Source organism: Zhongshania antarctica, from assembly GCF_014202945.1.
Taxonomy (GTDB): Bacteria; Pseudomonadota; Gammaproteobacteria; order Pseudomonadales; family Spongiibacteraceae; genus Spongiibacter; species Spongiibacter antarcticus.
Window position 1 is genome coordinate 132,845 of sequence record NZ_JACHHW010000005.1, and the last position, 12,687, is coordinate 145,531.

General features: G+C 43.0%; 12 protein-coding genes. All 12 read right to left on the reverse strand.

The genetic code is table 11. The features are described from left to right. Positions 1-39 precede the first annotated feature (39 nt). A complete protein-coding gene (gene rfbB, locus HNQ57_RS09855) occupies positions 40-1,113 on the reverse strand; it encodes a dTDP-glucose 4,6-dehydratase (RefSeq protein WP_184462556.1) in 1,074 nt (357 codons plus the stop codon). Continuing rightward, a complete protein-coding gene (locus HNQ57_RS09860) occupies positions 1,110-2,357 on the reverse strand; it encodes a glycosyltransferase WbuB (protein WP_184463002.1) in 1,248 nt (415 codons plus the stop codon). The genes rfbB and HNQ57_RS09860 overlap by 4 nt, the downstream gene beginning before the upstream one ends. 13 nt (positions 2,358-2,370) lie before the next feature. Further along, positions 2,371-2,838 (reverse strand): GDP-mannose mannosyl hydrolase, encoded by a 468-nt coding sequence (locus HNQ57_RS09865; protein ID WP_184462557.1) that lies wholly within the window; start codon positions 2,836-2,838, stop codon positions 2,371-2,373. Next, positions 2,835-3,794, reverse strand: a complete 960-nt coding sequence (gene fcl, locus HNQ57_RS09870) for a GDP-L-fucose synthase (RefSeq protein ID WP_184462558.1) — start codon at positions 3,792-3,794, stop codon at positions 2,835-2,837. The genes HNQ57_RS09865 and fcl overlap by 4 nt, the downstream gene beginning before the upstream one ends. Positions 3,795-3,809: 15 nt before the next feature. Continuing rightward, complete coding sequence (gene gmd / locus HNQ57_RS09875; protein ID WP_184462559.1) at positions 3,810-4,928, reverse strand: GDP-mannose 4,6-dehydratase; 1,119 nt, start codon at positions 4,926-4,928, stop codon at positions 3,810-3,812. A 9-nt stretch (positions 4,929-4,937) separates the two neighbouring features. Next, entirely contained in the window at positions 4,938-5,945 is a 1,008-nt protein-coding gene (locus tag HNQ57_RS09880) for a glycosyltransferase family 4 protein (RefSeq protein ID WP_184462560.1), read from the reverse strand. Between the two features lie 88 nt (positions 5,946-6,033). Beyond that, positions 6,034-7,230 carry a hypothetical protein gene (locus HNQ57_RS09885; protein ID WP_184462561.1) on the reverse strand — a complete coding sequence of 399 codons (1,197 nt, stop codon included), beginning with the start codon at positions 7,228-7,230 and terminating at the stop codon, positions 6,034-6,036. Further along, the gene (locus HNQ57_RS09890; RefSeq protein WP_184462562.1) at positions 7,227-8,258 is read right to left on the reverse strand and encodes a glycosyltransferase family 2 protein; all 1,032 of its coding nucleotides are present in this window, start codon (positions 8,256-8,258) and stop codon (positions 7,227-7,229) included. The genes HNQ57_RS09885 and HNQ57_RS09890 overlap by 4 nt, the downstream gene beginning before the upstream one ends. A 109-nt stretch (positions 8,259-8,367) precedes the next feature. After that, a complete protein-coding gene (locus HNQ57_RS09895) occupies positions 8,368-9,441 on the reverse strand; it encodes a hypothetical protein (RefSeq protein WP_184462563.1) in 1,074 nt (357 codons plus the stop codon). 204 nt (positions 9,442-9,645) lie between these two features. Next, a complete protein-coding gene (locus HNQ57_RS09900; RefSeq protein WP_184462564.1) occupies positions 9,646-10,311 on the reverse strand; it encodes an HAD family hydrolase in 666 nt (221 codons plus the stop codon). Between the two features lie 4 nt (positions 10,312-10,315). Continuing rightward, complete coding sequence (locus HNQ57_RS09905) at positions 10,316-11,047, reverse strand: 3-deoxy-manno-octulosonate cytidylyltransferase (protein WP_184462565.1); 732 nt, start codon at positions 11,045-11,047, stop codon at positions 10,316-10,318. A gap of 2 nt (positions 11,048-11,049) precedes the next feature. Next, complete coding sequence (locus tag HNQ57_RS09910) at positions 11,050-12,684, reverse strand: aldolase catalytic domain-containing protein (RefSeq protein WP_184462566.1); 1,635 nt, start codon at positions 12,682-12,684, stop codon at positions 11,050-11,052. Between the last annotated feature and the right edge of the window lie 3 nt (positions 12,685-12,687).

A 12,687-nucleotide genomic window follows, 5' to 3' on the forward strand; every position in this document is an offset into this window, starting at 1 on the left:
CGGTCGCCCCTGCATAGGCAGGGGCCAGCATTCAGCGTCTTAGCCCGCCTCGCCGATACGGTCTAACTTATAATCCCCCGACAATACTCGCTGCCACCACAGGGGGTTGTCTAAATACCATTGCACGGTCTTGCGAATACCCGATTCAAAGGTCTCTTCTGGCGTCCAGCCCAAGTCGCGCTGAATCTTGCTGGCATCAATCGCGTAACGGGCATCGTGACCGGGCCGGTCTTTAACAAAGGTGATTGAGTCTTTAAAGCCTTTGCCGCTGGCGCGGGAATTGGCGTTCTCGGGAGCGAGCTCTTCCAGCAGTTCGCAGATGGTTTCCACCACCTCAATATTGCGCTTTTCGTTATGGCCGCCAATATTATAGGTCTCACCCAACCGACCTTCGCGAACCACTTTAAACAGGGCGCGGGCGTGGTCTTCAACATACAGCCAGTCGCGGATTTGGCTGCCATCGCCATAGACGGGTAAGGGCTTCCCGTGCAGGGCGTTAAGAATAATATGGGGCACCAGTTTCTCGGGGAAATGGTAGGGGCCATAATTATTGGAGCAATTAGTCACGATGATCGGCAGACCAAAGGTGCGCCCCCAGGCTCTTACCAAATGGTCGGAGCTGGCCTTACTGGCCGAGTAGGGCGAGCTGGGCTCGTAGGAGGTGGTTTCAGTAAATAAATCGGTGGTGCCGTGAAGGTCACCATAGACCTCATCGGTGGAGATATGATGAAAGCGGAACGCGGCCTTTTTATCGCCTTCCAGCCCTTGCCAGTAGGCGCGGGCCGCCTCCAACATAGTGTAAGTGCCCACCACATTGGTTTGAATAAAAGCGCCGGGGCCGTCGATGGAGCGGTCGACATGACTTTCAGCGGCCAGGTGCATCACAACATCGGGTTGGTGCTTGGCAAAAACGGCGCTCATGGCTGCTGCGTCGCAAATATCAACTTGGGCAAAGGCGTAACGGCCAGAATCTTCCGCGCCGGGCAGTGACTCTAGATTACCCGCATAGGTAAGCACATCCACATTAACGACGGCGACATCGGTGTCAGCTAAAATATGACGAACTACGGCGCTGCCGATAAAACCCGCACCGCCGGTGACTAAAACTTTCACAAAGCACCTCCAGCACCTAAGTCATTAGCAACGATTGACTTCATACAAAGCAAAAAATTACTGAGCACTTTTTCTTTATCGATATTTAACTTAGCGTAGTTTGCAGCAACATAATTAAATTTCCCTCTTCCTAATGCCACTTCAATGCCTGCAATCAACGCATCAATATTCTCAGGCTCTACCCGCTCGGCGATATCCACATACTTACTACACAAAATCCCCAATTCCGTATTTGCCTCCGCCGTAATTACAGCCGTCCCACCCACAGCCATAATATTGGTTAATTTTGAGGGTAATACTGCATCAGCGACACCTTTCCGCTGAATCACGAGATGGCAGTCTGCAGAAGCCAATAGAATCGGCAACTCGTCCAGTTCCAGCAATGGAGAAAAGCTTACATTCTTTAGTTCACGCTCAACCACTAGGGCTCTTAAACTTTCCTTTCCCGCCCCATCTCCTACAATCACAAAATGATAAGGGCTTTCATAAAAATGCTCTGCGGCATCGACAACTTGCTCTAAACCCTGCTTTTCACCGATATTACCGGAGTACAAGATCATTTTTTTGCCTGTCGCAACCCCGAGCCGATTACGTAACGTCTCCGATGATTTTGCATCGCGAAAAACGGAGGTGTCCGACCAATTAGGGAAAAAAATAAGTTTATCTTCGGATACACCTTTCGAAACTGCCCGATTCATCATAGATCGAGATATAGTCGAAACTCTGTCAAAACTCCGTAAAACCATGCGTTCAAATATTCTAGCAGACTTACCTACCAGCCCATGACTCGCCATTCCCAACCCAAACATAGCGTCGATTTCGTAGTCTTGAATATGTAATATACTTTTGGCCCCACTCAATCTAGCCAACAAGGCACAAATTGGAGACGAAAACAAAGAAGGTACGGGATTAATAACAACGTCAGGCCGCCAGAATATCTGACCAATAATTAATGGAAATGATGATAAAGCGAAACTAAGTAGGTGCATTATCCGCTTTAGCGAACTAAGACGTCTTGGCACATATAGCGGACATCTGTATACATCAACACCGTTCAATTGTTCATGCTGATAGCCAAATCTTTTATATGGTTCTTGAATATTCCATTGAGGATAATATGGCGGTGTGGTTATTACTTTTACATTCTGACCATTCAATGCGAGCCACTCTGCCAACTCCCCTGTATACTTACCGATCCCTGTCATTTCAGGGGAATAATTCAAACCAACAATTAACACTTTCATTTCAGCCAAGCCATTACGTATCTCTTAAAAAGTAGTCTTTACTGTGCTGATGCACATCTATTCTCGCCAATATTTCCTCTGCACTTAACCACTCATATTGGCTATGCTGCCCGCTTGGCAAGCTCAATTCATCGAGATTTAGCTCTAGCTCATAAGCTAGAACAACATAATGAGTACTGGTTTCTGAATTAAATACGCAATCATAATAAAAATGTTGGTATACACCTTTAAAGTAAGCCGAAGCCATACTTATTGCACAACCAATTTCGATCTCGGTAATGCGTAAAAATGCATTATTTAGCCGTTCATTTTTACGAATTCGACCACCGGGTACAAACCAATAACTCTCAGCTGGGCGATTTTTTCGCAAGCCCAACAAATAATCGCCCGACTTTCTATCTTTAATAATCAGATCAATTGAAACCAGTGGTAATATAGCGATTCCTTGTTCAAAAACCGAATTTGGCAACCACTCACTCATGCGCGAATGGTTGCCTGACTCGCTAAAAACCAACGATAGGTCGACGATAGGCCGACCTCCAAACTAATTGATGCCCGCCACCCCATATTTGCCAACCTGGAGACATCCATTAATTTACGTGGTGCACCGTCCGGCTTGTCGGCATCAAAACGAATAACGCCATTAAAACCAGTAACTTTAGCCATAGTTTGCGCTAACTCCGCAATTGTACAATCAATACCGGTACCCACATTAATATGCGAGAGCATTTCTTGGGTATTCGCAGCGTATACCGCCTTACTCAAATTCATAACAAAAACACTTGCCTCTGCCATGTCATCAACATGCAAAAATTCTCGCATCGGCGCACCCGTGCCCCAAACCACTACCTCTGGCGCATTACTTTCTGCAGCCTCATGAAAACGACGCATCATTGCTGGAATAACATGACTATTTTCAGGATGAAAATTATCATTTTCACCATAAAGATTCGTTGGCATTACGCTACGATAGTCAACCCCATACTGACGGTTGTACGATTCACAAAGCTTAATACCGGCAATCTTAGCAATAGCATAAGGCTCATTGGTCGGTTCCAAGGTCGCAGTTAACAGTGCAGTCTCTTGCATCGGTTGCTCGGCCAGTTTTGGGTAAATACAAGACGAACCCAAAAACAAAAGACGCTTAACGCCTGCGATGAATGCAGAGTGAATAATATTGCATTCAATCATCAAATTTTCATAAATAAAGTCAGCGGGATAGTTATTGTTCGCGACTATTCCGCCTACTTTTGCCGCAGCCAAATAAACTTCATCAATATGTTCATTGGCAAAAAAGGAACGCACTGCATCTTGATTCAACAAATCCAAATCGCCACGACTCCGCGTAACGACTTCGCAACCGCCAGCCGCCTCCAGCTGCCGAACAATAGCGGAACCAACCATACCCCGATGGCCCGCAACAAAAACGCGCATCATAATAGCAAAGTCCTTTTAATTTTCGCGAGCCACAGAAACGTCAAAACCGTGATTCTTAAGCAGCGCATGGCGCTTAGCCTTATCAAGATCAGCTGCTACCATTTCTGCACACATCTCTTCTACGGTAATCTCCGGCACCCAGCCTAACTTTTCCTTCGCTTTACTAGGATCACCCAACAAGGTTTCAACCTCTGCGGGACGAAAATAACGAGGATCAACACGTACAATGACATCGCCCATTTCCACACCAGGAGCGAGCTTACTGTTTACGCTAATAACTTTTGCCTGTTCATCAACACCATCACCAGAGAATTCTAGTTCAATACCTGCTTCATTGGCAGACATACGAACAAACTCACGAACGGAGATTTGCTTACCCGTTGCTATTACGAAATCCTCGGCCTGCTCTTGCTGCAGCATCATCCATTGCATCCGCACATAATCTTTCGCATGACCCCAATCTCGCAACGCATCCATGTTACCCAAATACAGGCATTCTTCTAGACCAAGCGCTATATTCGCAACGCCACGTGTAATTTTACGGGTAACAAAGGTCTCGCCGCGGCGGGGTGATTCATGATTAAACAAAATGCCATTACACGCGTACATACCATACGATTCGCGATAATTTACGGTAATCCAGTACGCATAAAGCTTGGCTGCGGCATATGGTGAACGCGGATAAAAAGGCGTAGTTTCCTTCTGGGGAATCTCTTGAACTTCGCCATACAGCTCAGATGTAGATGCTTGGTAAAAACGTGTTTTCTTTTCTAATCCCAGCAACCGAATGGCTTCCAATATTCGCAGCGTACCAAGAGCATCAACATCCGCCGTATATTCTGGGCTTTCAAAGGAAACTGCAACATGTGATTGCGCGCCCAAATTATAGACCTCGTCCGGCTGCACTTCTTTCAAGATACGGGTCAGGTTAGACGAATCAGACAAATCTCCATAATGAAGTATAAAATTTTTATTATCTGTATGAGGATCTTGATAAATATGATCTACACGCTCGGTATTAAAAGACGATGCTCGCCTTTTAATACCATGAACCTCATACCCTTTGGCTAACAGAAACTCAGCCAAATATGAACCGTCCTGCCCAGTTACACCACTTATCAATGCTACCTTCATACCATACCTCTACTGAAATTTTTCATATACACGCAAAGTTTCCTGATACGTCCTCTCCCAACTAAACTTCGATACCTGTGAAAACCCCTTATCCCGAAAATCGCTCCTAACCTTGTCACAACTTAATGCTGATATTGCATCAGATATTTCGGACGACGCCCCAGACTTAATTAAAACTGCTGCACCTCCGGCAACTTCTGGTATAGAGGATGTATCAACAGCAATTACAGGACAACCAGATGCAAACGCCTCGAGAACTGGTATTCCAAACCCTTCATATAAGGACGGGTATACTAAGCAGATTGATTGATTGTATTCAATATTCAGCTGATACTCGGAAATGTAACCTAGATGCGTATAGCGTCCCGGTATACATTGCTCTAAATACAGTATCTCAGCATTACTAAAGCCACCTCCGCCTACGCACGCGAGCGAGATGTCCTTATGAGCGATCAAGCTTTCTACCGTATTATTGAAATTCTTATATGACGCGCGACTACCAACAAAAAGCACTTGCTGTTTTTTCATCACGCCCGCAATTGGGTGGTAAACGCTGGAAACGCCGTTGGGAACAACTGTAACGTGCGAGTCAATCACGTTAGGGTAGTAATGATACAGATCTTCCCTAGTCGACTCAGATACACATATTATATGATCGGATGAATTAATTGCGTGCCCTTTCTGCCAGCTATGCACCATTTTTCTTACACCACCGACAACCCGCTCATATGTAAAATCATGGACAGTTGTAACTACAGGTACCACCTTGTTACTTGGAACGCGATAATAAGTGGAGTGAAAAACGCTTATATCGGCAGGAATTCTACTGGCCGGAATACTCCGATAGCGCTCGAAAATCTTCATTAATTGCATCGTATTACAAACATCCGGTGACTCGGAAACAGTGTACTCAATATTATCGCGACTCAACCTAGACTGAATCTCGTTAAATAACACTGTAATACCCCCGGTTCTTTGGATTAGAGAAATCACATCGTCGTATACTATCATTATCATGCACCTATCTTGTCTCGAAGTAGTTAGCCCGCTCTCACCCAATAAAGCTAACTACCTGCTGCGCTGTAAATCCATATCTTGAGAAACATCATACTCTTTCACGAGAATTGGAGTGACTAGAAAAAATGCACACTAATAGCAACGCCACCGACGTACCAGTGGACATTAGCAATTGATTTGTCAATCCACCTAAAACCACTATGGACAATATATATATAGCCAGAAAATCATCGCGAGAAATCGATTTAACTCTAACTGCCCTCAGACTATAATAAAAAAGGTACAAATACCCCAGAATTCCTGCAACCCCGAACTTCATCGCCAATGATAACCAATGCACCTCGTAGGAAAAAGGCACTTTCTGATCGCGAATATAATCCCTCGAGAAACATCCAAATCCACATCCAAAAACAGGGTTTTTCGAAATTTCTGCAATTAAGAAATCTGACTGATGAAACCTGGCGCCATCACTTACTGAATTATCCTCACTCGTAAAACGATACTCAAATGCTGAAATAATTTCGGACTGATAGCTACTCATAAGAACAAAAAAAACAAAAACAAAAACAATGGTTGTGGCAATTTTAGCCCTAGCACTTGAAAAAACCATATAATATAAAGCAAGAGCAAAGAATAGCAGGCGGGAAAAAGCAAAAATTATGCACAAAAACAAAACGGAAATCAAAATCAGCTTAAGTAGACCCCGCCCAACAACTCCCTCAAGCACCAAAATCAAGGAAAACAGCACGATCAAATCATTCCCAATAACACTAATCCTTACAACCCCTGCGGCAATTGAAGAGCTCACAAATCGATAATTCAAATTATTCGTAAAGAATAAGAGTAAATCTTCAAATGAAATCACTTCAGTTGCAACAAGTACAACCAACACCAACTTAACGATCGAATAGAAAAAAGAACTATAAACAACAACCGTCAAAAAAGTGTTTCGCGAAAAACCACCACGATCAAAAATAAAAATTCCAAAAAGATATACAGTGACAAATCCCAAGTACAACAGGGACTCATCCAACACAAAATTAGCCCCCTGATACGAGCCCATCCCAATCAGAAAGTAAATAATCGCAAACACAAAATAAGAAAAAACCAGAACTATCTCGCTTAGTTTAAGCCAGGACAATGAAACCAAGAAAAAAAAAGCCATCGGCAAAACTATCAAATGCTTAATTGGGACACCATAAACATAGCCTGTAGGAAGCACTACAATTACTGCAACCAAAATCAAGTAAAAAAAAGAACCCAATGAGTATGAAATCTCCCTCATTTACTCAATACCGCTATTTTAAAAATCATAATGGCTCGCCGAAACATTCCCATCCTTAACCGATTAAATGCCACCAAAATAATGGAGCACCGAACTGACCATATACACGATGGATAGAACACCTCAGTAATTTTTAATTTATTTAAATTTACTAGGTGATCAGAAAACTCGCTTCTACCTGACGCCCTAGAAGCAACCCCTATTGTTCCGCCTTCCTTGTGAAAAATTTCTGAGCCTGAGCAATACCCTACACTCCACCCACTTACTCGTCCCCTCAAAACCCAATCAAGTTCTTCAAAATACAAGAAATAATCTTCGCACATAGGCCCGACTTCTCGTATGAAATCGGCACAGACAAACATGCTCGCACCAACCGGATAATCAACACCACAATATGACTCATCCGCGTCATATTGACCAACATCCACTTCAAACGCGCCAACATGCTTTGTAGTCGCCAACCATTTGCTATACCGCCCACCTATAGCTTGAATTACCTCCGGCGCATGATAGTACCTTAGCTTGCTCCCGATAATGCCTACTTTTTCATTTGTTTTTTTATACAGCAAGAATTTTGAAACCAATTCATTTAATGAGTTTCGACCCACAACCGTATCGTTATTCAATAGCCAGATGTAGTCCGCGTCACCACCACTCAATGCATAACTGATACCTACATTATTACCCGCAGAAAACCCCCGATTTTCTCCACTTTGTATAAACGTAACCCTTCTTTTTTTCAGAGTACCACTATTAACACAACCTTCTTTCATCCATTCAATTACATTATAATCAATCGGCTTATCAACAGGTGGCTGTGAGTACTCAGCTAAACTGGCATTATCTACAGAAGCCAATTCTTCCCCTCTTGCCCAAGAAACCAGATGCTCTAAAGATTGATTTTGGGATTTATTATCAACTACCACAATCTCGAAATTCTCATAATCTAGCTTAAGTAAAGATTCAAGACATTCCTGAGTATCCCTCCAGCCACCATAATTAACGAGAACAACATATATATATTCCAAAATTAACCTCTCGCGTCCAATCTAAAATCCCAGCTGTCATTTCAAATGACACCGAAAGCAAAATTTACTCACCAATTATTGAGATATTATCAACCAAAACCAACATAACTTAACGCAGCTTTGACTCAGAACTACCGAAATAATAACTTGCATCTAAATTACTACCAACACAGGCTGCAAGCCACATATGGAGGCCCGCAGCAGAGGAGAATTGATCAAACCCAGCAGATGTAACCTCATCATTGCCCGATATATATTGGATAACCGGGTAGCCAAAAGCAGCGCACTCGAAAAGCGCAGTAGAATTAAAACCAATAACACGCGACACCTTTCCCGACAGCAGATCTTCACTCAATGAAGATTTATCAGATGGAACTATATTGTCCTTTTGGTATGGGACTTCTACCACACCGACACTTGGGTGAAACCTCAACACAAAGATAAATTCAGAGAAAATATCACTCTGAATAAGCGTTACCAATTGCCAAATTTCCGCTAAGTAACTCCGCCGTGGAAGACACACTAAAACCCTATTAGACGGCGCGGGGACTACAGGATTAAATCCGGCGCCATAACATGGATTACCAAAAACAATTGTTCGCGTAGCACTCGGAATGTATGGGGCTATCTGTTCTTTTGTAAAGTCACCCCAAACTAAAATCTTCCCCGCTGCAATATTTTCATAGTTTATTACATCAATCGGAGTCTCATTTTCAAATTTAAAATACATGCCATGCTGCATCGAGAAGGTCTCGATATCACGGCTTCTTAAATAGTGAGTAAACACACTTTCGTATTCATAAGAGCTATTAAAACTTAAGCATCGCTTAACCCGCTCTAGATCCAAAGTCGATTGAAAGTAATTCCAGCTATTAAGCGACCTAACAACAGACAGAAAAACAATAATTCGGTCGAAAACACCTAAATTAGCTAGCCGCGAAACAATTTTCGCCCCTCCCAGAAGCACACTAAGATCAAATCTAAATTTATAACCAATGACATCTGCACCGACACAAAACTCTTGAAAATCCCAACCTAATTTTTTTTTGTACTCAGCAGATAGCTTTTTATAATCCGGTCGGTTTAAAGTCCAAATAAAAAGGGAATCCTTTCTTATTGCGACCTTCCCCAGCCTCGGAACAAAAAACATGCTAACAACAAACAATTTAACCTTACTTCTCAATCGCCTTTCTTTAAAGTTATATACGAAATCCGCTAGAAAGTAACCTGCAGGCCCCCGAAGAGATATGTCGCCAAAAAACCTACCCTCCAAAGATGCCTTTAATTTCCTGTATTGCTCAAAACTTCTATTCTCCGGGATACACTCGCCTTCTAGCCCATGCCTACCCATGAGATGACATCAACTCTATATACCCAGCGCGCAAGATCATTGACAGAGCGCCCCTATTTGGCTGCATTGATTATATGACTCATTACGAACCCACTCCCGCCACCCAACAACTTCTGTCCACTGACTAATAAAGACAAAATCGAGACCCGCATCCAACGCAGCTTCTGCATCATATTTACTATCACCCAAAAACAATGCTGGGCGCTTAATGTTTCCGCGTCCAAGCTCTCTTTCTAAGATTAAATTTTTGGGGTCTGGACTACCAAATATTCCACCGTCAAAGTATTTAGCCATTCCTTTTGCCTCAAATACTTCTCGTAATTCTTTTTGGTCTCCCCCCGACACTATTAGCCAGTTCGAACTTGCAGTTGCCGCCCTAAGCTCCGGCAGACCCTCAACCACTTCGCAGGCCATTAAACCCGACTTTACAGCAAGTGCAAATCTGTCCAGCAAATCATTTAGCTCATCTGCATTAGGCGAATTTTGACCCAAGATATTTTCTAAAAAATACTGGAATTTGGAATACCTGGATATACCGCCGTGACTTACATGATAATCCACTAGGGCAGTTGCGTAATCGACGCCATAATGCTTGGCGGCCTCATAAAATGCAGCTGTTTTGACAGCATTTGAATTCAAGACAACGCCATCACAATCGAACACAATTGTTTTATATTCCGGCAAATTGATCTCGTTAACCATATTTTTAAAACCTCGACTGCAGAGCAGCTTCGACAGGAATTACATCACCGACTACATCAACAGCCAAACTTCCACTAACCGCTTCAACCATCCTAATTTCCTGCCCCCACTCTAAAAAGCGGATTATCTCAATGTCCTCGGATGATTCAAGCTTACTTTTCCTTCCAAAATTTTCAAAATCAGCCAACTGCTTTCGATTAAACGCATAGATACATACTTGTTTGTAAAGTTTCTTTGGTGCATTTCCACAGTCCTTATATCCCGGTAGTACTTTCCTCGACATATATACAAGTTTTTTTCCTTCTGAAAAAATAACTTTAGGAATATTTACGCTACCAGGGTCTTCAGATTCAGAAAGCTCGCAATAACAATTTATGACTGCATCAAAATGCAATTTTTTCTCTTCTATCACCCTTACAATATCTTGCGGGTCTACTAGAGGTTCATCGCCTTGAATATTAATATATATATCTGCGGAAACTTTACGTGCTGCTTCTGCGAGACGATCAGTACCAGTTAGCGCATCGCCTGTCATTATTACTTGATAACCAGCATCAATGACTACCTCCGCAATCCTAGAATCATCGGTAGCGACGTAAACGTTAGCCTTACCAACAGCTTTTTCGCTTAACTCTGCCACCCATAAAACCATCGGTTTACCTAGCAAGCTTACAAGTGGTTTACCCGGAAAACGTGAAGACTCATATCGGGCCGGAATTACTACAATAGTTCTCATAACTATTTTCTCATGCCATAGATTGACTTAGTGGTAAGTGCATATTTAGTAGGCGTCAAAGAAACCAGCGACAAGCTAGCAACTGTATTACTATAAATTTTAAACAACTCATCGACTTCGGCAGCCCTCGGATCATCTGCCGCATATCCATCAAACCCAACAAGTGAAACCGAATTTGCACCGCCACTTGTTGCCACTGCCAATGCGTATGCTAAAACTAATGACTTAGGTAACAAACACTTTGTTTCACTGAACGAGAATTTGCCGGGCGTTATCCCAACCCCAAAATCAAGCAACTCTTTATCCTTAAGTTTCTCTTGCAATTCCAGCGGCAACATACCGGCGGGAACCACCAGTGCCTGCGGCAATTTCAAATAATCATCGCAATCGGCTAACAAGCGAACTGGGTGACACGCTGCGCGGATATCAACAAACTCTTGCGCTAATTCCGACTGAGTATTAAGTGCGATAACAACAGGCTTCTTAGCTCTAATATAGCTCTCAATTGCAACTCGATGTAACTTTACGCTTGCCCCCGCACCGACTATCAGCACCTCCCTATCCATCATCAACGATGCTGGAGCCCATGTACCCCTAGGCTTACCAGAGTAAAAGTTCAGCGAACCTTCCAATGTGTTAATATTGAACTTTTTACCACCCTCAATTTTTAATTGCTCAATAACAGCTACAATATCTTCTTCGCTATACCTACTATTTGAAAGCATTTCTTGAATGTATGATGGATGAATGCCAAATTTTCCCGCAAGATAATAAAATGGGTTCGTGCCCCAACCATATTTAGCTTGCATCGATCTAAAATACTCACTAATAAGGCAGTACAACTTCGTTGGATTACCCTTACTTAACCGTAAATTTTCTAATGCCAATGAAAGATATTCTGTTTGTGCATTGCCGGGGCCACGGCCCATACCTGTAACAGTGCTATCTACCCATGTCACTCCATCACTAACAGCTTGCATACTATTTGTTACTGCATACCCCATATTATCGTGAGTATGTATACCTAACTCGCCGGACCAACCGGCCTTAAATGCTAAAACTATTTTAGATGTTTGTTCAGCATCCAGACTCCCCATGCTGTCCGCAAAATATAAAGCATCAATAGGGTAGCCCTCCGCCATTGCGGCCATTTTTGTAATTTCATCCAATGACCGGTCTGCCACTTGCATCAGGTTAAAGCCTACTTGATACCCCAAATCCTTAAGCATGTAAGATACTGGCAGACACCGCTCAAATTCATGTACATGACAAGCTATCCGGACTAAACGTACCAGCGATTCCTCTGCAGGAACAAAAAGCTGCCCCAATACCTCTTCCTGAAATACCGAGGCGTCACAATCATCTGGCGGCATAAACTCCGCGCCGTTCACCATGACCCCGATCTTACCCTCAAGCTCGCTCGGTATGCCTAAACTATTAAGGAACTCATCTGTACTAAACGCACACCCACCTTTAAATGAGTCATTTCTCAAACTCCTCAATCCAATTTCCACATAATCAATATTAAGCGCAGCCATGGCAGCCAAGTAATTCTTTATGATATCTGGGGAAAAGTCCCAATTATTGTAATATCCACCATCTCTTAGGGTGCAATCTAAATGTTTAATATTTCGCATATA